This window comes from Actinomyces sp. zg296 (assembly GCF_009829695.1).
GTDB classification, from domain to species: Bacteria; Actinomycetota; Actinomycetes; order Actinomycetales; family Actinomycetaceae; genus Actinomyces; species Actinomyces marmotae.
This window is the reverse complement of record NZ_VWPG01000002.1, coordinates 379,919-405,283: the sequence shown is the minus strand read 5'-3', so window position 1 is coordinate 405,283 and position 25,365 is coordinate 379,919. Positions and strand designations below refer to the sequence as shown.

18 protein-coding genes, 1 tRNA gene and 1 riboswitch are annotated in these 25,365 nt (G+C 72.6%); of the genes, 7 read left to right on the top strand and 12 right to left on the bottom strand.

Annotated features, from left to right (window positions below; translation table 11 throughout):
- The first annotated feature begins 50 nt into the window (after positions 1-50).
- Positions 51-986 (top strand): copper homeostasis protein CutC, encoded by a 936-nt coding sequence (locus tag GVV76_RS02045; protein ID WP_175993993.1) that lies wholly within the window; start codon positions 51-53, stop codon positions 984-986.
- Between the two features lie 31 nt (positions 987-1,017).
- Here the strand turns inward: GVV76_RS02045 and metE are convergent, their stop codons facing one another.
- Positions 1,018-3,444, bottom strand: a complete 2,427-nt coding sequence (metE, locus tag GVV76_RS02040) for a 5-methyltetrahydropteroyltriglutamate--homocysteine S-methyltransferase (RefSeq protein WP_159624564.1) — start codon at positions 3,442-3,444, stop codon at positions 1,018-1,020.
- Positions 3,445-3,468: 24 nt separating this feature from the next.
- Positions 3,469-4,545, bottom strand: coding sequence for a methylenetetrahydrofolate reductase (locus GVV76_RS02035; protein ID WP_159624562.1), 1,077 nt, complete (start codon positions 4,543-4,545; stop codon positions 3,469-3,471).
- Positions 4,546-4,549: 4 nt separating this feature from the next.
- Positions 4,550-4,631: riboswitch (SAM riboswitch) on the bottom strand.
- Between the two features lie 181 nt (positions 4,632-4,812).
- On the opposite strand from GVV76_RS02035, the gene GVV76_RS02030 reads away from it, so the two are divergent.
- Both GVV76_RS02030 and hrpA read left to right on the top strand, forming a co-directional pair.
- Positions 4,813-5,646 (top strand): alpha/beta hydrolase family protein, encoded by an 834-nt coding sequence (locus tag GVV76_RS02030; protein ID WP_159624560.1) that lies wholly within the window; start codon positions 4,813-4,815, stop codon positions 5,644-5,646.
- Between the two features lie 167 nt (positions 5,647-5,813).
- Positions 5,814-10,427 (top strand): ATP-dependent RNA helicase HrpA, encoded by a 4,614-nt coding sequence (gene hrpA, locus GVV76_RS02025; protein ID WP_159624558.1) that lies wholly within the window; start codon positions 5,814-5,816, stop codon positions 10,425-10,427.
- Positions 10,428-10,439: 12 nt separating this feature from the next.
- Here the strand turns inward: hrpA and GVV76_RS02020 are convergent, their stop codons facing one another.
- From GVV76_RS02020 to GVV76_RS02010, 3 genes are all read right to left on the bottom strand, one after another.
- Positions 10,440-12,023 (bottom strand): IS1096 element passenger TnpR family protein, encoded by a 1,584-nt coding sequence (locus GVV76_RS02020; protein ID WP_159624556.1) that lies wholly within the window; start codon positions 12,021-12,023, stop codon positions 10,440-10,442.
- 190 nt (positions 12,024-12,213) lie between these two features.
- Positions 12,214-13,803 carry a phospholipase D-like domain-containing protein gene (locus GVV76_RS02015; protein WP_159624706.1) on the bottom strand — a complete coding sequence of 530 codons (1,590 nt, stop codon included), beginning with the start codon at positions 13,801-13,803 and terminating at the stop codon, positions 12,214-12,216.
- A 105-nt stretch (positions 13,804-13,908) separates the two neighbouring features.
- Positions 13,909-14,874: a hypothetical protein gene (locus GVV76_RS02010; protein ID WP_328703531.1), complete on the bottom strand. Its 966-nt coding sequence runs from the start codon at positions 14,872-14,874 to the stop codon at positions 13,909-13,911.
- Between the two features lie 89 nt (positions 14,875-14,963).
- Here GVV76_RS02010 and GVV76_RS02005 point away from each other — a divergent pair, with 89 nt between their 5' ends.
- Both GVV76_RS02005 and GVV76_RS02000 read left to right on the top strand, forming a co-directional pair.
- Complete coding sequence (locus tag GVV76_RS02005; protein ID WP_159624554.1) at positions 14,964-15,524, top strand: SprT-like domain-containing protein; 561 nt, start codon at positions 14,964-14,966, stop codon at positions 15,522-15,524.
- A gap of 65 nt (positions 15,525-15,589) precedes the next feature.
- A complete protein-coding gene (locus GVV76_RS02000; protein WP_159522748.1) occupies positions 15,590-15,958 on the top strand; it encodes a heavy metal-binding domain-containing protein in 369 nt (122 codons plus the stop codon).
- Positions 15,959-15,995: 37 nt separating this feature from the next.
- Here the strand turns inward: GVV76_RS02000 and GVV76_RS01995 are convergent, their stop codons facing one another.
- The 6 genes from GVV76_RS01995 to GVV76_RS01970 form a co-directional block, all read right to left on the bottom strand.
- Positions 15,996-17,483: an MFS transporter gene (locus GVV76_RS01995; RefSeq protein WP_159624553.1), complete on the bottom strand. Its 1,488-nt coding sequence runs from the start codon at positions 17,481-17,483 to the stop codon at positions 15,996-15,998.
- A 122-nt stretch (positions 17,484-17,605) separates the two neighbouring features.
- Positions 17,606-18,367: a 2-C-methyl-D-erythritol 4-phosphate cytidylyltransferase gene (ispD, locus tag GVV76_RS01990; protein WP_159624551.1), complete on the bottom strand. Its 762-nt coding sequence runs from the start codon at positions 18,365-18,367 to the stop codon at positions 17,606-17,608.
- Positions 18,368-18,405: 38 nt separating this feature from the next.
- The gene (locus tag GVV76_RS01985) at positions 18,406-18,900 is read right to left on the bottom strand and encodes a CarD family transcriptional regulator (RefSeq protein WP_159522742.1); all 495 of its coding nucleotides are present in this window, start codon (positions 18,898-18,900) and stop codon (positions 18,406-18,408) included.
- Positions 18,901-19,053: 153 nt separating this feature from the next.
- Entirely contained in the window at positions 19,054-19,791 is a 738-nt protein-coding gene (locus tag GVV76_RS01980) for a phosphoglyceromutase (RefSeq protein WP_159522740.1), read from the bottom strand.
- Between the two features lie 175 nt (positions 19,792-19,966).
- Entirely contained in the window at positions 19,967-20,287 is a 321-nt protein-coding gene (locus tag GVV76_RS01975) for a histone-like nucleoid-structuring protein Lsr2 (protein ID WP_159522738.1), read from the bottom strand.
- 419 nt (positions 20,288-20,706) lie between these two features.
- Positions 20,707-20,779: transfer RNA gene (locus GVV76_RS01970), tRNA-Thr, on the bottom strand.
- Between the two features lie 351 nt (positions 20,780-21,130).
- On the opposite strand from GVV76_RS01970, the gene GVV76_RS01965 reads away from it, so the two are divergent.
- Together GVV76_RS01965 and GVV76_RS01960 are read left to right on the top strand one after the other, a co-directional pair.
- Positions 21,131-22,600, top strand: coding sequence for an amino acid permease (locus GVV76_RS01965; protein WP_159522736.1), 1,470 nt, complete (start codon positions 21,131-21,133; stop codon positions 22,598-22,600).
- Between the two features lie 52 nt (positions 22,601-22,652).
- Entirely contained in the window at positions 22,653-23,702 is a 1,050-nt protein-coding gene (locus tag GVV76_RS01960; RefSeq protein WP_159624549.1) for an asparaginase, read from the top strand.
- On the opposite strand, the gene GVV76_RS01955 is transcribed toward GVV76_RS01960, so the two are convergent.
- The gene (locus GVV76_RS01955) at positions 23,686-25,329 is read right to left on the bottom strand and encodes an alpha/beta hydrolase (protein WP_159522732.1); all 1,644 of its coding nucleotides are present in this window, start codon (positions 25,327-25,329) and stop codon (positions 23,686-23,688) included. The genes GVV76_RS01960 and GVV76_RS01955 overlap by 17 nt on opposite strands.
- Positions 25,330-25,365 lie beyond the last annotated feature (36 nt).

The following is a 25,365-nucleotide window of genomic DNA, read 5'->3' as shown; positions in this document are numbered from 1 at the left end:
CGGCGCAGCATGGGATCGCGAGATGGAGCGCCGCGTGCCACACTCGTGCCATGAACCCAGCAGTTCTATCCGTGACCGCTCCGTCCCTGCGCCATCACACCGCGCCACACACCGCCCCCTGGCGCGACCTCGACCACATCGGGGTCGAGATCTGCCTGGAGAACGTGGCGGGCGTGCGGCGCGCGGTCCGCGCGGGGGCGGATCGCGCCGAGTTATGCGACAACGTCACCGTTGGAGGCACCACGCCCTCGATCGGCGCTGTCGAGGCCGCCATCCTGGCCGCAGCCGAGGAGGTCGAGGCCAAGCGCCAGCGCATCGGCGCGCACTGGGCCTCCTCGAAGGACGGCGCCCCCTTCGGCCTGCGCGTCATGATTCGCCCCCGGGGAGGCAGCTTCGTCTACGACGGCGACGGCAGGCGCGCGATGATCGCGGACGTGCGCAGGATCGCCGCCCTGGCGCGGGAGATGAGCGAGTACACCCGGCCCGTGCCCACCTCCAACCCGGCCCAGCCGCTGCCCCCGGCCGTGGACCTGGGGATCGTCGTCGGCGGCCTGACGGACGACGGCACCGTCGACCGCGGCCTCATCCGCCTCCTCAAGGACCTCGCCGACGGCGCCACCCTGACCTTCCACCGGGCCATCGACGCCAGCCGCGACCCCCTGGAGGCCTACCGCGACCTGGGCCAACTCGGCGTCGACTACGTGCTCACCAGTGGCGCGGCGGACACCGCCCTCGACGGGGCGCGGATGATCGCCGCGATGGTGGCCGAGGAGGGGCCGACGGTCATCGCCACCGGCATGGTGCGCAGCGACAACGTCGCCGAGGTCATCGAGGCCACGGGCGCCGGGGAGATCCACCTGCGCTGCTCCTTCCCGGGCCTGCCCCCGCACCTGCCCCAGAACACCGACGAGGAGCAGGTGCGCGAGATCGTCAAGGTGGCGCGCGCCCTTCCGGTCCCGGGCCGGCCGGGCCGCTCAGAGGGCTGAGGGGCCCGGCCGGCTCTCACCGGCCCGGCGCTCAGCCCTCCAGGCCGCCCCGCACGCGCGCCGCGGCGTCCACGAGGTTCCGCAACGAGGTCGTGGTCTCCGCGTAACCGCGGGTCTTGAGTCCGCAGTCGGGGTTGACCCAGACGCTCCCGGCGCCCAGGGCGTCGACGGCGCGGCCGACGAGTTCGGCGCACTCCTCGGTGCTGGGCACGCGCGGGGAGTGGATGTCCCACACGCCCGGGCCGAGCTGGCGGGCGAAGCCGTGCTCGGCGACCGCCGGGAGGATGTCCATCCTGGAGCGGGAGGCCTCAATGGAGGTGACGTCGGCGTCCAAGTGGTCGACGGCGTCGATGACCACGTCGAACTCCGAGTAGCACAGGTGGGTGTGGATCTGGGTGGCGCTGGCCGCCCCGCCGGTGGCCAGGCGGAAGGAGCCGACGGACCACTCCAGGTAGGCGGGCTGATCGGCGCGGCGCAGCGGCAGGGTCTCGCGGATGGCCGGCTCATCGACCTGGATGACGCCGATGCCCGCGGCCTCCAGGTCGGCCACCTCGGCGCGTAGGGCCAGCCCCAGCTGGTCGGCCACCTCAGCGCGCGGCAGGTCGTCGCGGACGAAGGACCAGGCCATGATCGTCACGGGTCCGGTGAGCATGCCCTTGAGAGGCCTGTCGGTGAGCGACTGGGCGTAGGAGGACCAGGCGACCGTCATCGGCGCCGGCCGGGCGACGTCGCCCCACAGGATCGAGGGCCGGGTGCAGCGCGAGCCGTAGGACTGGACCCAGCCGTGCTCGGTGGTGGCGAAGCCGTCGAGCAGCTCGGCGAAGTACTGGACCATGTCATTGCGCTCGGCCTCGCCGTGGACGAGCACGTCCAGGCCGATCTCCTCCTGGAGGCGCACCACGCGCTCGATTTCGGCCCTCATCTGGGCCCCGTAGCCGGCGGCGTCGAGCTCTCCCCCGCGGTGGGCGGCGCGGGCGGCGCGGATCTCCGGGGTCTGGGGGAAGGAGCCGATGGTCGTGGTGGGCAGGAGCGGCAGGCCCAGGCGGGCGTCCTGAAGCGGCTTGCGCTCGGCGTAGGGCGGGCGCGCCCGGTCGGCGGGGGTGATGGCGCTGACGGCGTCGCGCACCTCGGCGCGCCGCACCCCGGGGTGGGCGGCCCGCTGGGCACGCAGGCTCGCGTCACGGGCGAGCTCGTCGGCGATGGCGTCCCGGCCCTCGGCCAGGCCCCGCGCGAGGGTGAGGACCTCCCCCACCTTCTGGTCGGCGAAAGCCAGCCAGGAGCGGATGGCCGGGTCGAGGCGGGCCTCGCGCTCGACGTCATGCGGGACGTGCTGCAGGGATGTGGAGGTGGCCACGGTCAGGGGCGCGCCCTGGGGCAGGGCGTCACGCAGGCGCTCAAGGGTGGTCAGCGCGGCCTCAAGGTCCGTTCGCCAGATGTTGCGGCCGGAGACCACCCCGGCGACGACGCTCTTGCCGCCCAGAGCCGCCAGGTCCTCGTCCCGCGGCAGCGCCCCGGCCACGAGGTCCAGGCCCACGGCCTCGATCCCGGTGGCCCCCAGCACGGGCAGGGCGTCGCCGAGCGAGCCGTAGGCGCCGGTGACGAGGACCCGCGGACGCTCGACGATGGCGGCGATCCAGGCGTAAGCCCGGTGGACGGCGGCCAGGACCTCCTCGCGGGGCACGCCCCAGGTGTCGGCGACGAGGGCGGGCTCGTCGATCTGGACCCACTGCGCCCCGGTGGCCCACAGGTCGGCCAGGAGGTGGCCGTAGGCGCCCAGGAGGTCGTCCAGGCGGTCGATCGGCCGGAATCCGGGGGCCGCGCCGTCGGCGGGCTTGGAGGCGAGCAGGTAGGTGACCGGGCCGACGATGACCGGCCGCGGATCCGGCTCGCCCGCGGCGAGGGCCTCCAGGACCTGAGCGGCGGGCCCGTCCGTGGGGTCAATGGCGCCGAATCCGGGGGCGTAGTCGAAGACGGTGGACTCGTCGATCTCGGGGACGAGGTAGTGGTAGTTCGAGTCCATCCACTTCGTCATCTCCTGCGCCACGAGGTCTCCCTGGCCGCGCGCCACCGTGAAATGACCCTCAAGGCCCAGGCCGGGGTGCCCTTGCCCGGCGCCGCCGCGCAGGTGGGCGAAGCGGGCGGGCACGGCGCCCAGGGCGCTCGTGACCTGGAGGACCTGGTCGTAGTAGGCGAAGTCGGCGGGGACGGCGGCCGGCCCTGACAGCCCCAGGCCGCGCAGGCGCTCACGGGTGGCGCGGCGCAGCCCCGCGGCGGCGGCGCGCAGCTCATCGGCGCTGGTGGCGCCCTTCCAGTAGGACTCGACGGCGCGCTTGAGCTCGCGGTCGGGGCCGATGCGCGGGTAGCCGAGGATGGTGGCGGCGGGCAGGGGGGTGGAGGGGGCGGGCGCGGTTGTGGCGGCTGGCGTGGTCGGGCTAGTCGGGGTAGTCGGGGTAGTCATGGTCGTCGCTTTCGTCATCGAGGTTCAGGGGCGCGCAGGACCGGCGTGAGCCGGCTCGGGCATTCGACGATCACCGCCGGGCGTGGCGTTGAGGTAGGCGCGGAGCACGTCGCGCTGCATGGCGGCCGAGGCGCGCTCGCCGCCGAGGATGCCGCCCAGCCGCAGCTGGCTGACGACGTCGAGGGCGGGGCGGGTGCGGTTGAAGGTGTAGAGGTGGATGCCGGGGGCGCCACCGTCGAGGACCTCGGTGGCCAGCCTGAGGGTGGCGTCGATCCCTCGCGTGACGGCCTGGGCCCCCCGGGCGGGCTTGAGGCTGGCGGCGAGCCCCGCGGGGATGGGCACGCCGGTCAGGGCGGCCAGGCGGGAGAGCCGGGCGAGGTCGGTCATCGGCAGGATGCCGGGAAGCAGGGGCATGGAGACGCCGCAGTAGGTGGCGGCGCGGGCGAGCGAGAGGTAGTCCTCGGGATCATAGAAGACCTGGGTGATGGCCAGGTCCGCGCCGGCGGCCTGCTTGGCGGCGAGGACCTCAACGCCGCGCCCGTGGTCGAGCACCGCCGGGTAGGCGGCGACGGCGATCGTGAGGTGGCGCTCGCCGTCGTCGAAGTACTCGGCCTCGACCTCCCGGATGACGCGCACGAGGTCCTCGGCGTGGGCGAGCTCGCCGGGCAGTTCGTCGGCGTCGTGCCCGCGGGGAGGATCGCCGCGCAGGGCCAGGAAGCGGCGCACGCCCAGGGCCAGGAAGCGGCGCACGCCCAGGGCCAGGAAGAGGCGGACGATCTCCACGACGTCGCGCTTGCGGTAGCCGATACAGGTCAGGTGCGCCATGAGCGGGGTGCGGGAGCGCGCCAGCACGTGGGTGACGACGTCCTCGGCGGGGTTGTGCTCGCGGATGACCCGCACGGCGGGATCGGCGGGACGGGCTCCCAGCACGAAGGTCGGCCGGTAGGTGACGGAGACGAAGTCCGGGGCGGTGGCCAGCAGCCGGTCCAGGGCGCTCCAGGTCTGAGAGGAAGCGGCGCCGGCGCGGGGCGGGAAGAGCTCGAGGGAGAGCGTGGGCGCCCCGTGCGGGGCGGGGGCCGAATCGTCTGGGGTGGTCGACATGTCTTCTCCATCGGTCCTGGCGGAAGCACCCTCAGGGGTTGCTGCGACGTCGTTGAGCCAGGTCTCTCAATCGCTCTGGATGGGTATTCGCATCCTGCCAGAGCCCAGCGGGGACCGGCCCCCGGGTCCGTTTTCTGAGACGCGGCGTCATGTTGCGGGAATCTGTGAGGGCCGTGCCGCGTCGGCAGTCACGCTTCGAGCGCAATCGGCGGATCTCCCCCTGTGGGGGGATGGTCGGGGCGACGGCACTGCCTTACCTTGGTGCCCATGTCTGATCAGCGCATCGAGGCGCGCATCGATACCGCCAGGGGCATCGGCCTCGCGGTTGAACTCGTGCTGCCCGCCGGGGTCCCCGACCTCGATCCCGACGATGGGCAGCGGGTGGTGGGCACCGGTGGCGCGATCCCCGGGCGCCCCGAGGCCATCGTCATCCTCGCCCATGACTTCCTCGCCGACCGCCACGGGCCCGGGCACAGCCTCGACCGGATGGCCGCCGCGTACAGGGAGGCTGGCCTGGCGACGCTCCAGTTCGATTTCTCGGGCCTGGGCGCCTCCGACGACGACGTCATCACCCTGGCCGGTGAGGTCGCCGATCTCCAGGCGCTGTGCGGGTGGCTCGCCCAACTGGGCTACGCGCGCCAGGGGATCCACGGGCATGGCCTGGGGGCCACGGCGGCGCTCGTCGCCAGGCCGGAGCAGGTGCGCACGGCGGTGGCCGTTGGCGCGATCGTCGGCCCGCAGTCGATCCTGTGGGAGGAGGTCTTCTCCCCCAGCCAGCTCGACGAGCTCGACAAGCACGGCATGACCCGCCTGCCGGATGACAACCCCAATGACCGCGCCTGGGATGTCCTGACCAAGGAGACCCTGGCGGACGTGTCGATGCAGCGCCCCGACGACGTCATGGAGGGCCTGCCCTGGCCGATCCTCATGGTGCACGGCGCGCGGGTCGAGGAGTCCTCCGACGCCGCCGACGAGGCCGCCAAGGGCTTCCCCCTCTTGCCCGACGGCTCGCGCATGCTTCAGATCCACTCCTCGGGCGAGGAGGCCGATGCCGAGCTCGCTCGCGCCGCGGTGGACTGGATGGCCCTGCGCCTGCGCTAGCCCCTCACAGCGCCTCCCCCCCCCGGGCGCCCACGCCACGGGCCCCTCCGGCGCCCCGGCTGGGAGGCGCCGGGCGCGCGCCACCACCCTGCCCGACGAGGCGGGTGGCGAGGGGATCTTCCCGACCGTCCGCCCCTGCCCGCCGCATGGGGGACAATGGGCGGCCTATGGATACCACCAGTGCTGCCGGCGACGCCGGTGAGGGCCACGGGCGCCAGCAGGGGCGCCGCGATCGCCGCGACTCGGGAGGACGGCGGGAGGACGGGGGCCGTCGGGGGCGCCACCCCGCCCAGCAGTGGGACGGGCATGTCCGCCGGCCCAGCGGGAGTCGCCAGGGCAGGCACCCCCGGCCGGGTTTCACCGCGGATCAGCTCTCCGAGCGCGCGGCCTCCGTCCCGGAGATCGTCTACCCCGATGAACTGCCCGTCACCGCCCGCCGCGCTGAGATCGCCGAGGCGATCCGGCGCAACCAGGTGGTCATCGTGGCCGGGGAGACCGGGAGCGGCAAGACCACGCAGATCCCCAAGATCTGCCTGGAGCTCGGCCGCGGCATCACCGGGATGATCGGCCACACCCAGCCCCGTCGCATCGCCGCCCGCTCCGTGGCCGAGCGCATCGCGGACGAACTGGGCACCCGCGTCTCTTCCGAGGGGATCGTCGGCTACCAGGTGCGCTTCACCGAGGAGGTCGGGGCGCGCACCCTCATCAAACTCATGACCGACGGCATCCTCCTGGCGGAGATCCAGTCCGACCCCATGTTGCGCCGCTACGACACGATCATCGTGGACGAGGCCCATGAGCGCAGCCTCAACATCGACTTCATCCTGGGCTACCTCGCCCGGCTCCTGCCGAGCCGCCCGGACCTCAAGGTCATCATCACCTCGGCCACCATCGACTCTGCGCGCTTCGCCGAGCACTTCGGCGCCGAGCCCCCGCGCCCCGATGGCGCCGCCCCCGCCGCGCGCGTGCCCGCCCCGGTCATCGAGGTCACGGGCCGCACCTACCCCGTCGAGATCCGCTACCGGCCCCTGAGCGCGGACGAGCCCGACGACGGCGCGGACGAGCCCGATGGCGCCGACCGCGCCCCCCGGGCCGGGCGCGCCAAGCGGCCGGGGCCCACCCCCCGGGAGGACCGCGACCAGGTCACCGGCATCCTCGACGCCGTCGACGAGCTCCTAGCCACCGGCCCCGGGGACATCCTCGTCTTCCTCGCGGGCGAGCGGGACATCCGGGACACCGAATCGGCCCTGGCCGATCACCTCGGACCGCGCCTCGCCGTCGACGGGCGCTCACGGCTGCCCGGAGGGGTCGAAGTGGTGCCCCTGTACTCGCGCCTGAGCGCCGCCGAGCAGCACCGCGTCTTCGAGCCGCATTCAACGCGCCGGATCGTCCTGGCCACGAATGTCGCCGAGACCTCGCTGACGGTGCCCGGCATCCGCTACGTCATCGACCCGGGCCTGGCCCGCATCTCGCGCTACTCCAACCGCACGAAGGTCCAGCGCCTGCCCATCGAGCCGATCAGCCAGGCCAGCGCCAACCAGCGCTCGGGGCGCTGCGGGCGCCTGGCCGACGGCGTCGCCATCCGCCTCTACTCCGAAGCCGATTTCAACTCCCGCCCCCAGTACACCGAGCCGGAGATCCTGCGCACCTCGCTGGCCAGCGTCATCCTGCAGATGGCGGCCCTGGGGCTGGGCGCGGTGGGGGACTTCCCCTTCATCGACGCCCCGGACCGCCGGGCCGTGCGCGACGGCATCGCCCTGCTCGCCGAGATCGGCGCGATCCACCCCGACGGCGCCACCAGCGCCGCCGGGCCGCGGCTGACCGCCGTCGGGCGCCGCCTGGCGCGCCTGCCGATCGACCCGCGCCTGGGGCGGATGCTCCTGGAGGCCGGCGAGCTCGGCTGCGCCGGGGAGGTGCTCGTCATCGTCGCCGCCCTGTCCATCCAGGATGTCCGCGAGCGCCCGGCGGACAAGCAGGAGGCCTCCGACGCCCTGCACCGCCGCTTTGCCGACCCCACGAGCGATTTCCTGACCTACCTCAACCTGTGGCGCTACCTGCGCACGCAGTCCCGGGAGTTGTCCGGCTCGGCGTTCCGGCGCATGTGCCGCGCCGAGTTCCTGCACTACCTGCGGATCCGCGAGTGGCAGGACGTCCACGCCCAACTGCGGCAGATGTCGCGGCAGTTGGGGCTCAGCGCCTCCCCCGTCGAGTTGCCGACTGCGCGCGCCATCCGCGCCGCCGGGGAGGCCCTGGAGCCCGGCTCGCACGCCGCCCAGATCGCCCACGGGGATGTGGCGGCCGCCGTCGTGGCGCTCGGCCGCAGCGCCGACACCCCCGACGCCGACGCCATCCACCGCTCCCTGCTGGTGGGACTGCTGTCCAATGTGGGCAACTGGGATGAGCGGCGCCGCGAGTACGCCGGGGCGAGGGGCACGCGCTTCACGATCTGGCCCGGCTCGGGGCTGCGCCGCAAGACCTACGACTGGGTGATGACGGCGGAGCTGGTGGAGACCTCCCGGCTCTTCGCGCGCACCGTGGCGAGGATCGATGAGCGGTGGATCGAGGAGGCGGCCGAGCGGGCGGGCCTGCTGCGCCGCGTCTACGGCGAGCCCTACTGGTCCACTCGCCACGGGGCCGCGATGGTCCACGAGAGGGTGATGCTCTACGGGATGACGCTCGTGGCGGACCGCCCCTCCACGCTGGCGTCGGTGGGCACGGAGTCGGCGCGGCAGGTGGCCCGGGAGATGTTCATCCGCTCCGGGCTCGTCGAGGGCGGCTGGCACGCCCGGCACGGCTTCGTGGAGCGCAACCGGGAGCTGCGCGAGGAGCTGGAGGATGTGGAGCGGCGGCGCCGCGTGCACGGCCTGCTGGCCGGTGACGAGGCGCTGTTCGACTTCTACGACGACCGCCTGCCCGAGGAGGTCCATGGCGCCGCCGACTTCGACGCCTGGTGGAAGCGGGAGCGGGGCCGCCACCCGGACCTGCTGGACTTCACGCGAGAGTTGCTGCTCCCCGGCGATGACGACGCCACGGGCTACCCGGACACCTGGACGCAGGGGGACCTGACCCTGGGCCTGGACTACGTCTTCGAGCCGGGGCGCCATGATGACGGCGTCACCGTGCGGGTGCCGATCGAGGTGCTGGGGCGCCTGGAGCCGACCGGCTTCGACTGGCTCGTGCCGGGGATGCGCCCCGAGCTCGTGGTGGCCACGATCCGAGCGCTCCCCAAGCGGGTGCGCCGCCAGCTCGTCCCCGCCCCGGATGTGGGCGCGCAGGCGTGGGCGGTCCTGCGGGAGGAATACCCGACGCCGCCGGGGGCCTCCTGCCCGGACACTCCCTTCGAGGAGGCCTTCGCCCAGGTGGTGGGGCGCCTGCGCGGGGTGGAGATCAGCGACGACGACTGGGCCGAGGCCGCTGAGCGCCTGCCCGATCACCTGTCGATCGCCTTCGTGGCGCTTGACTCGCGAGGGAAGGTCCTGGGGCGCGGCAAGGATCTCGTGGCGCTGCGGAGGCGGTTGTCGGGGCGCACCGAGGAGGCCGTGCGCTCGGCGGTGCGCGGGGCGCTCGCCCAGGCGATGGAGGAGGCGCGGGCCCGCTCCGGCGGGGGCGGCGGATCACGAGGCCCCGGAGCGGGGAAGGCGGGGCGGGGCCGGCAGGCCCCCGGGCGGCTCGGCCAACGCGGTCACAGGGCCGGCGCCGATCCCACGGGTGCGGCGGGCCCGGTTGGCCCGAAGGCGGGCGGCGCCGGGTCCGCCGGCATGAGCGCGGGGCTGGCCGAGCGGGCGGGCCTGGAGGAGTGGCCGAGCGGCCTGGCCGGACTCATCGGCCCGGATTCCTCCACGATACCCACCACGGTGGAGTCCACCGGCACGGCCGGGCTCGTCGTGCGGGGCTACCCGGCCCTGGTGGCCAGTGGTGGCGCGGCCCGGCTGCGCCCCGGCGGGGCCGGCGGGGGCGGCGGGGGCGTGACCCCCGGCAAGCCCACGGCCCCCACCGCGGATCTGACGATCCTGTCCGACGCCGTCGCCCAGGGCCGGGAGCACCCCACCGGTGTGATCGCGCTGGCACAGGCGCGCGTGGCGCTGCCGACGGGCCGGATCACGAGCCGCTGGAGTGGCAGGGAGTCGCTGACGCTCGCGGCGAGCCCTTACCGGTCCACCGAGGCGCTGGTGGCCGACCTCCAGTTGGCGGCGGCGCGCGCCGTCGCCGAGCGGTGGGCCTCCGGCACTGGCCGAGGACTCGCCGAGGTGCGCGAGAAGGCCGCTTTCGATGAGTTCGCGGGGGCGATGCGCGAGGGCCTGGAGGATGAGGTCCACCGGATCGCTCTCATCGTGGTGCGCGCGCTGGAGGCCCAGCGGGAGGTTCAGGACGCGGTGGACGCCCATGCCTCGCTCGCGCTGCTGACCACGCTGCAGGAGGTGCGCGAGCAGGCCGCCGCGCTCATCGCCGATGGGTTCATCACCGCCACGCCCACCGGCCGGTTGCGCCACCTGCCCAGGTACCTGAAGGCGCTGGCGATGAGGGTGGAGCGGGCGGCCTCCTCGCCGTCGGCGGCGGCGCAGGACGCGGCCCTGGCCTACCAGGCGCGCGAGGCCCTGGCGGGTGTCGAGCGGGCGCGTGAGCGGGCTGCGGCGCTCCCGCCGGACGCGGCGCGCGAGGCGGCGCTGGCCGAGGCGCGGTGGATGGTGGAGGAGTTGCGGGTGAGCCTGTTCGCCCAGACGCTGGGGACCTCCCAGAAGGTCAGCCCCCAGCGCATCTCCAAGCTCCTCGCCACCATCTAACCCCACCGCCCATCACCCCTCCCTATCAGCGAGACCGGTCGAAAATAGGAGCGAGACCGGTTCCGGGACCGGTCTCGCTCCTATTTTCGACCGGTCTCGCTGGAGGGGGCGGGCTGGCGTTAGGCCGGCCGCAGGCCCTCGGCGTCCAGCGCCGCCCGGGCCCGGCCCCAACGACGGTCGTCGCGGAAGGTGAGCCAGAGGGAATCGAGCCCCCGATCGACGACGGCGGCGTAGAAGGCCTCCGGCCCGCGCTCGGCGCCGCGCCTCAGGGCCCGGGCGTTGATGATCTCCTCCTCGGTCCGCCCCCCCGGCCAGATGTGCGATAAAAGCGCGCCGATCGGACCACGCGGTTCCCGGATCGCTCTCATCGAGGTGGAGCCAGCGGTGCCCGGGCGCGATCCCGAGCGCCGCATCACCCTCGACGGGCGGGGTGATCGGCCCCGCCCAGTCCCGACCGGCCCGGGCGGCGAGGATCGAGGCTGGCCAGACGACGCCGGTGTCCAGGTCCAGCCAGACGCCGTCGCGCTGCCCCGCGGCGGCGATGGAGGTCACCAGGGCTCCCAGGCGCAGCGGCAGGGGCGAGCCGGCGGGACGCTCTTGACGCAGCCGGGCCATGATCAGCTCGGCGAGGACGTCGTCGCCGGGCCATCCGCGCAGCCCGAGCTGGGTGATGGCGGAGAGCATCGCGGCGGTCATGGGCTCGCGCAGCGCGTGGCCGGGCCCGTCACTGGAGCGCCAGGCGCCCGCCAGACAGGCTCCGACCTGCTGGAGGGCGTGGCGGCAGTCAGCGCCGGTGATGGCGGACACGAGCGAGGGGATATCGCGCCTGGCCCGGGCCCTGCGCACCGCGCCGACGTCGACGGGCTCGGCCACGGGAGCGCCGAACTCCTCCAGGAACTCCAGGTGCCGGGGGCGGCCCCGCTCGCCGCGCGCATCCCGCGGATCCCGACGCCCCTCACATCCCGGGTGGTCCCAGCGATCCGGGGCCCCGGCGCGCTCGGCGGCCCTGCGGGCGCGGCGGCTCGGTCCCGATTCGAGGGCCTCGGGTGCGGGCCGCGCCCCGCCGGCCCCACCGCCCTCATCATCGACGCGACGGCTCCCCGCGCCCCGGTGGCGCTCGGCGTCGGGGCGGGTCCGGCCGTACTGATCCGGCAGGTCGCCCCAGCCGCGGATCGGCTGCGGGCCAGTGATCCTGGGGCCGATGAGCCGCTCGACGCTGATCTTGTCGGTGATGGCGCAGCGGTAGACCCACCGGTCGGACAGGTCGAAGACGTAGCGCATCGTGTCCCCGCGCTCCAGGAGCGGCTTGACCTGGGTGGTGCCAGGCAGGACGCGGTCGAGGATGGGACCGCCGGTGGCGGCGCGGGCCGCGAGGTCGCGCTGGGCGACGTCGTCGATGATGCGAGTGCCATCCGCGAGGGTGAACTCGTGGTGGTGAGCCCGATCCCAGCGGGCGAAGGCGAGGTCGATGGCGTGGGCGAGCTCGGCGAAGGTGGTCGACGGCGGCGCGATGAGGTCGCGCCCAGGGGGCGGGTCGAGGTCAATGCCGCGACCGCCCAGGAGCTCCACGGTGATGACCTGCCAGCGTCTCGCCATGGTCCCGATGCTGCCATAGCCTCGCGGAGCGCGCATGGGCCCCAACCTGGGAAAATCCTGGGGGCCGCGCCGGTGCGACCCGCTCAGGGCCCACCCACCTGCGGCGGGTCCCGGACAGCCGGCGGACGTGTCGCAGACCACGATTCCGCGATGCGCGGGCGGGGAGCGCGGGGCCCCGCCGCTCAACGTCTCACAGCACCGAGGACATGAGCCGGCAGACATTGTCGATGTAGCGCAGGTAGCGGGGCTCGGCGGCCCACTGCTCTGCGGTCAGCTCCTCGGAGACGGCCCGGTAGGCATCATCATTGGCGCGCAAGAGGTCGTCGAGATCCCCGCCGAAGGCCAGCAGCATGACCTCGTAGTTGAGGGTGAAGCTGCGGAAGTCCATGTTGGACGAACCGATGACCGCCACCTCGCCGTCCACCGTCATGTACTTGGAGTGCAGGACGGTGGGCGGGGGGTAGCGGAAGATCCGCACCCCGGCGGCCAGCAGCGCCGGGTAGTAGGAGCGCTGGGCGTGGTTGACGATGAACTGGTCGGACTCCTTGCCGACGAACAACTCCACCTGCACGCCCCGGTAGGCGGCCGAGGTAATCGCAGCCAGCAGCGCCTCGTCGGGGATGAAGTAGGGGCTGGTGATGGACACCCGCCGGGTGGCCCCCTGGATGAGGGACAGGAACATCCTCAGGTTCGGCTCCAGGGGGTAGCCGGGCCCGGACGGCACGAGCTGCATGGCGTTGACGACGGCGTCGGGCCGCCCGGGACGGGGCGCGGCGGAGCCCACGGTGGGCGCGGGCCCCTGGCCCACCTCGGGGATGGCCTCGGGCAGGGCCTCGGCGATGGTGGAGGTGGGGCGCTTGTGTGCGGGCCGGGAGACGCCGGGCTTGCGCTTGCGGGCGGGGCTCAGGGCGAAGACGTCGAGGAGCTCGTCGGCCTCGAAGAGCCAGTCCATGGCGAAGACGGCCTGAGCCTCGGCGACGATCGCTCCTGTGACCTCCACGGTGAGGTCCTTCCAGACGCGCCCCGCCCAGCGGTTGCGGCGCAGCAGATAGGTGGGGTCGATGATGTTGTGGGAGCCGATAAAGGCCCGCTCATTGTCGATGATGAGGAGCTTGCGGTGATTGCGCAGGTCGGGGCGGCGCCAGCGCAGTCGGAAGGGCAGGAGGGGCATCATGAGCCACCACTCGATGCCCGCCGCGCTCAGCCGCCTGCCCAGGGTCCTCCAACCGGGGTACTTGCGGCTGCCCAGGTGGTCGAGCAGGAGGCGCACCTTGACGCCGCGGGCGGCGGCGCGCTCCAGGGCGCTGTAGAAGACGTCGGTGACATCGTCCCAGGACTGGATGTAACACTCGACGCTCACCGAGGTGGTGGCCCCGTCAATGGCGCGGGCCATGGCGGCATAGGTGGCCTGGGAGTCGTCGTGCAGGGCGACGACCTCCCCGGTGAGGCAGGGCAGTCCGGTCAGGCGCCGGTTCATGCGCAGGATCGAGTCGAGGTGCCTAGACTCGCTGGCCCCGGGCGGGGCGTCGGGCAGGTGCGCGGTGTAGCGCAGGGCCATCTCATTGACCTCGACCTGCTGGCGGTAGCGCTTGCCGGTCACGCGCGGGCTGCCCAGGAGCAGGTAGAGGGGGAGCCCGACGACGGGCAGGAGGAAGATGAGGATGAGCCAGGCCGTCGACGACGACGGGCGGCGGTTCTCGGGGATGGTCCCCAGGGCGATGATCTTGATGACGTACTCGATGACGACCCACGCGGTGGCGAGGGAGGTGGGGAGCGTCATCAGCCTCATGGGCGCATGATGCCACGTGGCGGGCCATGGCAGGGGGCGATCCCGCGAGCACCGCCGGCCCGGGCGCGGAGGGCCGCCGCCTCCAGCCCGGGCCGGTCAGCCGGCGATAAGAGGGGAGCCGAAGAACGTGCGGTAGTAGCCGTAGAAGTTCCAATTCCCCCAGGTCGTACAGTCATCCCCGCCGGAGGCGGCGGCGTCGTTGGCCAGATAGGGGGTGTAGTCATAGAGCCCCGCGGTGGCCTGGTTGGCGGCCGTCACCTCCCCGGACCCGCAGGAGGCGTCCGGGGAGTAAGCGATGGTCGTCGGCGTCCCGGCGACGAAGGAGTAGCCGCCGGGGTCGAGACGGTAGCGCTGGAACTGCGCGGCGGCGCCGTAGAGCTGGGCGAAGAAACCGGCGAAAGCCGGGTCGCACTGGCCGCCATCGGGGCAGGCGTAGCCGGTGGCGGCCTCGTAGTCGCGGGCCGTGAGACGGCTGCCGGAGGCGGTGAGGAGGCCCTGCTCCTTCTGGATGAGCACGAGGAGGACCCGGGGGTTGATGCCGCAGGCCGAGGCGACGCCGGAGATGATGCGGGCGGCGCTCTGCCCCTCGGCGGCGATGTAGCCGCCGGGGCAGACATTGGAGACCTCGCGGGTCTGGGTCTGGAAGACGGCGTCGGCGAGGCAAGGCGTGCCGTCGTGGCCCGGGACGCAGCCCTTGTTGACCCTGGCGATGAAGGCGGCGATCTCCTCCTCACTCATGGCCTGGGAGTCGTAGAAGACCTCGTCGTCGATGATGCGGGAGGGGGTGTAGCCCGTCATGTCCGGGACGACGGGCGCGGGCCCCGCGGCCTCGGGGGTGGGGGTCGTTCCGGTCCCGAGGACCACGAGCCGGCCCTCAAGGGACAGGGCGAAGACGGCGACGAGCACCGTGATGAGGAAGGAGAGAATGAGGACGGTCAGCGGGCTGAGCAGGCGACGGCGCCGCGCGCGCGAACGGGCGCGGGCCGAGGCGCTCGGGCGCTGGCCCGCGCCGCTGGGCTGGTCACGGCGGGAACCGGGGGATGAGGGGGGCACTGCCCTCATGCTGCCATACTCGGGGCGGGGCTTCACGTCCGCGAGGCGTCAGGGCTCCGCCTCCCGAAGGCCGCGGGGGCCGGCCGTACCCTTGGCCCGTGGATCCTCACGACGCCCTGGCCCTCGCCCGCGAGCTCATGGACGCGCACGGGCTGGGCGATTGGGGGCTGGCCCTTGACCGCGCCCGGCGCCGCGCGGGCCAGACCGATCACGCCCGGCGCCGCATCACCCTGTCGCGCGCGCTGATGGCCCTCTACTCGCCCTCCGAAGCGCGCGAGACGATCCTGCATGAGATCGCCCACGCGCGGGTGGGGCCGGCACATGGTCACGACGCCGTGTGGGTGGCGGAGGCCCGGCGCCTGGGCGCGAGCGGCAGGCGGCTGGTCGCCCCGGACGCGCCGAGCCTGCCCGGCAGGTGGGTGGGCATCTGCCCGGTGGGCCACACGGTCAACCGGATGCGCCGCCCTCGTCGGCCGATGTCCTGCGCGCGCTGCTCCAGGCGCTTCGATCCCGCGCACCTGCTGAACTGGGAGCTCGACGGCGCCCCCGTGGCGCCCGGGCGCATCAGCGCCGAGTACGAGCGGGCGCTGCTGATGCTGCATGGGGCCTCCTCCCCCAAGGGCGATGTTGCCGGTGGGGGCCCCACTGGGCGAGGATGACACGGGGCCGCGTCAGCGGGCGCCGCCGCCATCGAGACCATGATCGAACCCGCCGAGGAAGCACGATGATCGTCACCACCACCCCCACCGTCGAGGGATGCCCCGTCAGCCAGTACCTGCGCGTCGTGTGCGGGGAGACCATCGCCGGGGTCAACATGTTCAAGGACATCGCCGCGGGCTTCCGCAACATGGTGGGCGGGCGCGCGGAGTCCTATGAGCGCGAGCTCATCCAGGCCCGCGAGACCGCCCTGGCGGAGATGGTGCAGCGCGCCATCGAGCTCGGCGCCGAGGGCGTCGTCGGTGTCGATATCGACTACGAGACGCTCGGCTCGGACAACGGCATGCTCATGGTGACGGCCTCCGGCACGGCGGTGCGCTTCACCCCCGTCCAGCAGGCCCCCGGCACTGGCACCGCGGGCGCCGTCGGCTACTGACCCGCCGGGCAGCGGCCCGGGGCCCGGGCGGCCCCGGTCAGGCGAGATGCTGGAGGTGGCCGTCGGGGTCCTTGACCCCGGCCATCAGGACGAGCCCGGCGATGAGCACCGTCATGATGCCGAGGATCCCCCAGTAGCCGGAGCCCTGCCCCGCGAAGCGCGCGCCCACCCAGATCGCCGCCCCGTACAGGGCGGGGGCGAGGAAGGAGGCGGCGCGCCCCGTCGTCGCGTACAACCCGAAGATCTCGCCCTCGCGCCCCTCCGGGATGAGGCGGGCGAGGAAGGTGCGGGAGGCCGACTGGGCGGGTCCCACGCAGGCGGACAGCGCCAGGCCGAGCGCCCAGAACACGGCCTTCCCGCCGTCGTGGAGGAAGAAGACGGCGTTGCCGGCCACGACGAGGATGACGAGTGAGCCCATGATGACCCGCCGTGGCCCGACGATGTCGTCGAGGCGCCCGCAGGCGATCGTGGTGATGCCGGCCACCACGTTGGCGGCGACGGCGAACTGGATGACTTCGGCGTCGGAGAAGTCGAAGGTGGTGCGCGCGACGATGCCGCCGTAGGCGAAGACCCCAGCGAGCCCGTCCCGGAAGATCGCCGAGGCCAGGAGGAACCGCAGGACATTCGGGTGGGAGCGGTACAGCGAGCGCAGGGTGCGCCACAGGTGCCGGTAGGACGCGAGGATCGACTCGTGGCGCCCAGCGCCAGCGGCGCCCGCGAGGCCTCCCACGCCGGGGATGTCCCCGGGCTCCACGGGCTCCGCGCCCCTCCCGGGGATCCGGCTGGCGCCATCCGCCTCGGGGCCGCCCGTCGCGGGGCCTTGGCGCCGACGGCGCCGCCTGGCGGCGCTGGACTGGGTGAGCAGGACCGGGATCGCCGAGATCCCGAACCAGGCGGCGGCCACGAGCATGGCCACGCGGACATTGAGGCCGTCGGCGCTGGTCACGCCAAACCAGCCGACCTCGGGGCTGATAAGGCCCGCGTAGACCACGAGCAGCAGGACGATCCCACCCAGGTATCCCATGCCCCAGCCGATCCCGGAGACCGCGCCGATCCGCTCCTTGGAGGTCACATGGGACAGCAGCCCGTTGTAGTTGACGGAGGCGAGCTCGAAGAAGAGGTTGCCCACCCCCATGAGCACGATCCCCAGCCACAGGTAGCCGGGTTCAGGCTTGACGAAGAACAGCGCGGCGGAGACGGCCACGACCAGCGCGGTGTAGACCCCCAGGGAGGCGACGGCCCGCCCGGCACGATCGGCCCTCTGCCCCGTGACGGGGGCGAGCAGGGCAATGAGCAGGCCGGCGACCGCCATGCCCGCGGACAGCCGCGACTGGTTGGAGGTGGGATCTCCGAAGGACGAGGAGACCAGGTAGGTCGCGAAGACGAAGGTCGTGATGACGGCGTTGAAGGCGGCTGATCCCCAGTCCCACAGCCCCCAGGCCAGGACGGGCCAGGTCAGGGGGCGGGACTTGGTCTGCTGCCCAGGGGCGGTGATCGACCCCAGGAGTGAATCAGGGGAGAGCATGCGCCGAGCCTACGGCGTGAGCCCTTCGCTCTGCTCTCCTCTTAGGCACAGATGGAGCACCGTCCAGTTGGGCATTCCCGCACCTGCCCGCGGCCTCCCGCGCTGGGCGGGCGCGCTCCCGCCTACCCGCGCTGGGCGGGCGCGCGCTCCTCGGCGGCGAGCAGGGCCTCGGCGAGGAGCAGGTCAAGGCTCGTGGTCACCTTGAGGGCGCGCGCGTCCCCGGCGACGGCGACAACGCCGGCGCCCATAGACTCGACCAGTCCGGCGTCGTCGGAGGCGGCCAAGCCCTCACTGGCCGCGCGCTGGGCGCCGGCGCGGTGAGCGGCCAGCAGGGTCTCACGCGCGAAGCCCTGGGGCGTCTGGACGGCGCGCAGCCGGGAGCGGTCCGGGGTGGCAACGATCGGCTCGACCGCCTCACCGGTCCGGACCTCCTTGATGGTGTCAGTCACCGGCATGACGGGGATGACGGCCTCGTGCCCCTCGCGCAGGGCGGCGACGACGCGCTGGATGACATCGGGGGGCGTGAGCGCGCGGGCGGCGTCGTGGACGAGTATGAGGGCGGCGTCGGGCTGGGCGCGCAGGGCGGCCTCAAGACCGAGGGCGACACTCGCCTGCCGGGAGGCGGAGGAGCCCGCGACCACCTCGACGTCGCCGAGATCGGCCACCTCGCGGCGGAAGTCCTCGATCCACCCCTGCGGCGCCGTGACGACGACGCGTTCGAGGACGCCGGAGGCCAGCAGGCCCTGCACCGCGCGCCGCACGAGCGACTGCCCGGCGAGGGGGACGAGGCCCTTGGGCACCTCGGCGCCGAGGCGGCTGCCCGAGCCTGCGGCGGTGACCACGGCGATCACCGGGGAGAGGGCCTCGGGGGCTGCGGCGGTCATGGCGGGGCTCGCTCGGGGGCGGGGCGGCCCGGGCGCCGTCAGGCGGCGGCGCCAGCGGCGAGGACCTCGTCGAGGCGGCTCTCGGCCTCCTCCTCGGGGGTCTTCTGCGCCAGGGCGAGCTCGGAGACGAGGATCTGGCGGGCCTTGGAGAGCATGCGCTTCTCACCGGCCGACAGGCCCCGATCGGTGTCCCGGCGCGACAGGTCCCGCACGACCTCCGCGACCTTGATGACGTCGCCCGAGGCGATCTTCTCCTGGTTGGCCTTGAAGCGGCGCGACCAGTTGGTGGGCTCCTCGGTGAAGGGGGCGCGCAGGACCTCGAAGACCTTCTCCAGGCCCTTCTCGTCGACGACGTCGCGCACCCCGATGAGCTCGACGGACTCGGCGGGGACGAGGATCGTCAGGTCGCCCTGGGCGACCTCGAGCTGGAGGTAGGTCTTCTCCTCCCCCTTCACCTTGCGCTGGCGAATATCGATGATCCGGGCCGCGCCGTGGTGGGGATAGACGACGGTCTCTCCGACTTCAAGGGTCATGGGTGAGGTCTCCAGTCAAGCAAACAGGAGCCTCAGTTTACCAGTGCCGAGCGGCGAGATACCGGGGGAGGTTGCTCACAGCGCGCGATGGCGCCGGGCCCGCGGGGGCCCGGCGCCATCATCGACAAGCGCGCCCGCGTGCGGGCGCGGGGCTCACTTGCCCTGGTTGGCCACGGCCGCGATCTTCGCCTCGGCCTCCGGGTCGAGGTAGCGGCCGCCCTTCTTGAGCGGCTGGAGGGTCTCCTCGTCGAGCTCGTAGACCAGCGGGATGCCCGTGGGGATGTTGACGGCGGCGATGTCGTCGTCGGAGATGCCGTCGAGGTGCTTGACAATCGCGCGCAGGGAGTTGCCGTGAGCGGCGATCATGACGGTCCTGCCGGTCTTGATCTCGGGGACGATCGTGGACTCCCAGTAGGGCAGGAGCCGGGCCAGGACATCCTTGAGGCACTCGGTGGCGGGAATCGGCTCGCCGGCGTAGCGCGGGTCGGCGTCCTGGGAGAACTCGGTGCCGGGCTCGATGGCCGGCGGCGGGACGTCGTAGGAGCGGCGCCAGAGCATGAACTGCTCCTCGCCGTACTCGTCGCGGATCTCCTTCTTGTTCTTACCCTGGAGGGCGCCGTAGTGGCGCTCGTTGAGGCGCCAGTCGCGCTCGACGGGGATCCAGTGAAGGTCGGCCGCGTCCAGGGCGAGGTTCGCCGTCATGATCGCGCGGCGCAGCATCGAGGTGAACAGCTTCTCGGGGAGGACGCCGGCCTCCTTGAGGAGCTCGCCGCCGTGGACCGCCTCGGCGCGGCCCTTCTCGGACAGGGGGACGTCGACCCAACCGGTGAACAGGTTCTTCGCATTCCATTCGCTCTCGCCGTGGCGGAGCAGCACAAGGGTGTAAGCCATGGGCCTATCCTGCCAGGCGCGTGCGCCGCGCGCGAGGCCCCCGGTCCCACCCGGGATCATCCGGAGCGGGGACCGGGGGCCTGCGGGCAGCGGCGCCCGGGAGCGAGGGCCCTCCCGGGCGGCGCGGCACGGGGTCTCGCGCCTTCGGCCAGGCGCGAGGGGCCCGCGAGCGACCTCAGTGGGCCTGGTTGTAGGCCTCGCGGATCGGGGCGGGGATGCGCCCGCGGTCCGAGACCTCCATGCCCTGGCCGCGGGCCCACTCGCGGATCTTCTGGGTCTCGGCCGAGGCGCTGGCGCCCCGACGACGGACATTGCGGCGACCGGAGACGCGACGGGCCTTGGAGGACCACTCCTCAATGGACTCGCGCAGCGCGGCGGCGTGCTCGTCATTGAGGTCGATCTCGTAGGTAACCCCATCAAGACCGAAGGTGACTGTCTGCGACGCGGCGGACTGGTCGATATCGTCGACGAGGATGATCTGGGTCTTCTGGGCCATGGCTCACTCTTCTCTTCGTGACGTAGGAGGATTGCTGAGATGAATCCTCTTGCGAACACCCGAAGGATAATGGAGGAATACGGGGGGCGCAATATCGCTCCTGGATTCACGGCCCTGAACTCCATGCATTTCCTCTGTGAGAACCCTGGGAGCGGCACTCTTCCGTTCTCGGAGGTGGCGCGCGGAACGGGATTCGACGAGCGGGCGGCCGATGAGCGCGTCCCTTATGCGCCGCGAGCCGCCAATGACGCCCCTCGGCGGTGCGAGTTCCAGGCGGGCCAAATTGCGCGCGCGGTCGGAGGGCAGGAGGAGGGCCCGCAAGAGCGGCGCGCGGGTGGAACTTACGCGCCGCGAGCCCCTGAGCGCGGGCCCGCCAATGAGAGAGGGCCCCGGGATCACTGGTCCCGGGGCCCTGTTCGAGCCACCTGTGGGAATCGAACCCACGACCTATTCATTACGAGTGAATCGCTCTGCCGACTGAGCTAAGGTGGCGCGCCGCTAACGGCGGCGTGAGGACTCTACAGCGCGCGGCGCGCCGGGCGCAACGCGGGAGCCATCGCCACCCCGTGGCGCTGAGCACAGCCTCGGACCGCCTTGGATCGGCCTGGGCCGGCCTGGACCGCCTCGCGCGCGAGCGGCCGCGCCAGTCACGGTCAGTGGCGCGATGGCCCGGGCGACGGCGGGATGCCGCGTATGACGGGCATTGGCGCGCGCCATGTCGCATGTCAGCGTACGCTGACGCACATTGGCGCGCCGGCACGGCCACGCGCGCCCCACCCGATCGGGCTCCGCCGCGTTCGCGGCGCTCCCAGGCCCCTCCTCTCCCTGGAAAGGACCAGCAGCATGTCGCAGCAGACAGATCCCCCGGCCGGCGCGGCGCACTCCGTGGCGCATGACAAGGGGGACGCCGGCTACAACAAGGAGTTGAAGAGCCGCCACCTCCAGATGATCGCCATCGGCGGCTCGATCGGCACCGGCCTGTTCCTGGGGGCCGGCGGGCGCCTGGCCCAGGGCGGGGCGATCCTCATCGTCGCCTACGCGATCTGCGGCGCCTTCGCCTTCCTCATGGTGCGGGCCCTCGGCGAGCTCGCGATCCGCCGCCCCTCCTCGGGCGCCTTCGTGTCCTACGCGCGCGAGTTTCTCGGGGAGAAGGGCGCCTACATCACCGGCTGGTTCTTCTTCCTGGACTGGGCGGTGACGGTCATGGCGGACATCACCGCCGTCGCCCTCTACTTGCACTACTGGGGCGCCTTCAGGGCCGTCCCCCAGTGGGTTCTCGCGCTCATCGCGCTGGCCCTGGTCTTCGTGCTCAACATGCTCAATGTCAAGATGTTCGGCGAGGCCGAGTTCTGGTTCGCCCTCATCAAGGTAGCGGCGATCATCTCCTTCATGCTCGTGGCCATCTGGGCGATCGTCAGCGGCGCGGAGGTGGGCGGCCACACGGCGGGCCTGAGCAACATCACGCAGCACGGCGGTTTCGCCCCCGCGGGAATCGGGGTCGTCCTCACCCTCACCCTCGGCGTCGTCTTCGCGTTCGGGGGCACGGAGATGGTGGGCGTGGCCGCCGGCGAGGCGGAGGACGCGATCACCGTGCTGCCCAAGGCGATCAACTCCATGATCCTGAGGATCTTCGTCTTCTACGTCGGCTCCGTGCTCCTCATGGCCTTCGTCCTGCCCTACACCTCCTACTCCAAGAATGAGTCGCCCTTCGTCACGTTCTTCTCTGGGATCGGCGTCCCCCACGCCGGGGACATCATCCAGGTGGTCGTCCTGACCGCGGCGCTGTCCAGCCTCAACGCGGGGCTCTACGCCACCGGCCGCACGCTGCGCTCCATGGCGGTGGCGGGCGAGGCGCCCAGCCTCGCGGCCGGCCTCAACAAGCACCAAGTGCCCGCGGGCGCCATCGCCATCACCTCCGCGCTGGGCCTCGTGGGCGTCGCCCTCAACGCCTTCCTCGCGGAGGACGCCTTCAACATCGTCATGAACCTGGCGGGCATCGGCATCGCCGGCACCTGGGTGGCGATCCTCGTGACGCACCTGGCCTTCCTCAAGCGGGTCAATCAGGGGCTGGAGGAGCGCCCGGCCTACCGGATGCCCGGCGCCCCGTACACCAACTACATCGCGATCGCCTTCTTCGTCCTCATCGTCATCGCCAATGTCCAGGAGCCCGAGGGCCGGTGGACCCTCGCCCTATTCGGCCTCGTCATCGTCATGATGGTGGCAGGCTGGTACCGGGTGCGGGGCCGGATCCGCGGCGATCTGCTCGACCACGTCCTCGACGAGGCGACCACGGGCCCCGACGACAAGCAGTAGCCGCAGCGGCCGCCCGCGGCGGAGCGGGCAGGATAGGGAGCAGGAGGGCCCCATGGGGAGCGTCCACATCATCTACACCGGCGGGACCATCGGCATGGTGGACTCGCCCCAGGGCCTCGTCCCGGGGGCCGATCTCGCCGGCTGGCTCGCCGGCCTCCTGCCCCCGAAGCGCCCGCCGGCCCCCGGCCTAGAGGCGCTGGAGTCGACGTCGTTGACGGCCCTGGAGCCGCTCATCGACTCCTCGAACGCCACGCCGGAGTCCTGGCAGTCGATCGTCGAGGAGGCGCGCGAGCACGCGGCCCGCCACCCCGGCGAGCCGATCGTCATCCTCCACGGCACGGACACCATGGCCTACACCTCGGCCGCCCTGTCCTACGCCCTGGCGGGCCTGGGGGCGCCCGTGGTCATCACCGGTTCCCAGCTGCCGCTCGGGGCCGAGGGCAGCGACGCCGAGGCGAACGTCCTGGGGGCGCTGCGGGCGGCCGTCAGTGGGCGGGTGGTCGGCGTCACCCTGTTCTTCGGCGGCCTGCTGCTGGCAGGCGGCCGCGCCACGAAGTCCTCCTCCTGGGACTTCGCGGGCTTCGCCTCGCCCATGGCCCCGCCGCTGGCCCGCGCGGGTTCCGACGGCGCCAACTGGGAGTGGTCCGTGAGCCACGAGGGCTCCGGGGCCGCCCCCGACGCCTGGGCGGAGCCCAAGCCCTACGCCCGGCACGACGTCGTCGTCCTCGACATGGCGCCCGGCATCACCGGGGCGCGCCTGGCGGCACTGCTCGACCCCCTGCCCCAGGCGGTCATCCTGCGGGCCTTCGGGGTGGGCAACGTGCCCAGCGACGAGCCCGGGCTGACCGAGGCTATCGCGCGGGCGATCCGGGCCGGGACCGCGGTCGTCGTCGCCTCCCAGTGCCACCAGGCCGAGGTGCTCCTCGGGCACTACGCCACCGGGGACGCCATCGCGCGGGCGGGCGCCGTCGGCACCGCCGACATGACCCTGGAGGCGGCCTACGCCAAGGCTCAGTTCCTCCTAGCCCAGGGCCTGACCGGCACGGCCCTCGCCGAGGCGATGGGGCGCCCGATCGCGGGCGAGCTCAGCCCTCGCAGGTGAGGCCCTCGGCGGGCATCGTGCCCTTGAGCAGGTACTCATCCACGGCCGTGGTCACGCACTTGCCCGCGCGGCCGTAGGCCGTGTGCCCGTGGCCCTTCCAGGTCAGCAACTGGCCCGAGTCGAGTTGATCGGCCAGGGACTGGGACCACTCGTACGGCGTGGCCGGATCCCCCGTCGTCCCGATCACCAGGATCGGGTTGGCCCCCGAGGCGTGGATCGCCTTGCGCTCATTGCCCGACGGGTGGCCCCAGGCCTGGCAAGCGACGTCGGTGTACTGCAAGCCGTCACCGAAGGTCGGGGAGGCCTTCTTGATCTCCGCGGCCTCCTGGTCCCAAGAGGCGGCGTCGCCCATGACGGGGAAGTCCGCGCAGTTGATGGCGCCGATGGCCTCACTGCCGTTGCCGGAGTAGGTGCCGTCATTGCCGCGCTGCGCGGCGAGGTCAGCGAAGTACAGGAGGATGGCGCCGTCGGGCTTCCCATCATTCGTCGTCTTGCCCATCGCCCGTGACAGGGCGATGCTCAGCTGGGGCCAGGCCTCGGACTGGTAGAGGGGAACCATGATCCCGGAGGTGGCCAACGAGCGGGTCAGGGGACGGTTCGCATCCGAGGTCCTGATCGGTCCGGACTCCAAGGAGGTCAGGAAGTCCTGGATCTGCTTGACCCCGTCATCCACCGAGCCGGTCAACGGGCAGTCCGACCCCGACTGGCAGCTCTCCACATAGGCCCGCAGCGCGTTCTCGAAGCCCTTCGCCTGGCCCAGCGCCACCTGGCCGCCGCTTATCGAGGGGTCGACGGCGCCGTCGAGCACGAAGCGGCCCACATTGCCCGGGAAGAGGTCGGCGTAGGTCGCCCCCAGGAAGGTCCCATAGGAGTAGCCGAAGTAGGTGAGGGCGGAGTTGCCCGTGACGGCGCGCAGGATGTCGAGGTCCTTGGCGGCCGAGACCGTGTCCACATGGTCGAGCAGCGCCGCGGGCCGGGTCTTGGCCCGGCACTTGGCCTCGCGCTCGGTGGTCTCCTCGGCCACGGCGGCACGCTTCTGCTCCCCCGTGGCGTCATCGGGAAGGCTGGGGGACTCCGTCCCGGAGCGCTCGGCGTCCAACTCAGCATCGGTCAGGCAGTCGATCGCCGTGGACTCACCCACCCCGCGGGGGTCGAAACCGATCACGTCGTAAGCGGTGACGAGGTCTTTGGAGAATTGAGTCGACGTGATCTGGGGAAGGATGTCGACACCGGAGCCGCCGGGGCCGCCGGGGTTGATGAACAGCGCGCCCGTGGCCGTATCGGCCGAGGCCGAGCGCTTCTTCATCGCGATCTGGATCGTCTCGCCCCCGGGGTTGCCGTAATCCAGGGGCACCTTCACGCGCGCGCAACTCATCGTCCCCGGCCCCATGTCGCCACTGCGCTCAGTCATACCGGCGTCCTTCTTGCACGGGTACCACTCCACGGCCTGGCTGTAGAACGACTCCAGACCAGCCGGGACGGAGGCGGTGGCAGCGCCGGTGGCCTGGGTGGCGCCGGGGACTGACGGGTTGCCGCAGGCCGACAGCGCCGCGGTGGCGGTCACGGCGGACAGGGCGGCCAGGATCTTGATCCGGCGGGGACGGGAGGAGGCGTCGAGGATGCTCACGGCGCCAGCCTAAACGCCGCCCACGCGTAGCCTGGC

Bases quoted from the DNA above. Each gene is read 5' to 3' on its own strand.
- GVV76_RS01965 (WP_159522736.1), top strand. From the start codon at position 21,131: ATGTCGCAGCAGACAGATCCCCCGGCCGGCGCGGCGCACTCCGTGGCG.
- GVV76_RS01995 (WP_159624553.1), bottom strand. From the start codon at position 17,483: ATGCTCTCCCCTGATTCACTCCTGGGGTCGATCACCGCCCCTGGGCAG.
- GVV76_RS01960 (WP_159624549.1), top strand. From the start codon at position 22,653: ATGGGGAGCGTCCACATCATCTACACCGGCGGGACCATCGGCATGGTG.
- GVV76_RS01975 (WP_159522738.1), bottom strand. From the start codon at position 20,287: ATGGCCCAGAAGACCCAGATCATCCTCGTCGACGATATCGACCAGTCC.
- GVV76_RS01980 (WP_159522740.1), bottom strand. From the start codon at position 19,791: ATGGCTTACACCCTTGTGCTGCTCCGCCACGGCGAGAGCGAATGGAAT.
- GVV76_RS02010 (WP_328703531.1), bottom strand. From the start codon at position 14,874: ATGAGGGCAGTGCCCCCCTCATCCCCCGGTTCCCGCCGTGACCAGCCC.
- GVV76_RS02000 (WP_159522748.1), top strand. From the start codon at position 15,590: ATGATCGTCACCACCACCCCCACCGTCGAGGGATGCCCCGTCAGCCAG.
- metE (WP_159624564.1), bottom strand. From the start codon at position 3,444: ATGACTACCCCGACTACCCCGACTAGCCCGACCACGCCAGCCGCCACA.
- ispD (WP_159624551.1), bottom strand. From the start codon at position 18,367: ATGACCGCCGCAGCCCCCGAGGCCCTCTCCCCGGTGATCGCCGTGGTC.
- GVV76_RS01985 (WP_159522742.1), bottom strand. From the start codon at position 18,900: ATGACCCTTGAAGTCGGAGAGACCGTCGTCTATCCCCACCACGGCGCG.
- GVV76_RS02030 (WP_159624560.1), top strand. From the start codon at position 4,813: ATGTCTGATCAGCGCATCGAGGCGCGCATCGATACCGCCAGGGGCATC.
- GVV76_RS02020 (WP_159624556.1), bottom strand. From the start codon at position 12,023: ATGGCGAGACGCTGGCAGGTCATCACCGTGGAGCTCCTGGGCGGTCGC.
- GVV76_RS02015 (WP_159624706.1), bottom strand. From the start codon at position 13,803: ATGACGCTCCCCACCTCCCTCGCCACCGCGTGGGTCGTCATCGAGTAC.
- hrpA (WP_159624558.1), top strand. From the start codon at position 5,814: ATGGATACCACCAGTGCTGCCGGCGACGCCGGTGAGGGCCACGGGCGC.
- GVV76_RS02035 (WP_159624562.1), bottom strand. From the start codon at position 4,545: ATGTCGACCACCCCAGACGATTCGGCCCCCGCCCCGCACGGGGCGCCC.
- GVV76_RS02045 (WP_175993993.1), top strand. From the start codon at position 51: ATGAACCCAGCAGTTCTATCCGTGACCGCTCCGTCCCTGCGCCATCAC.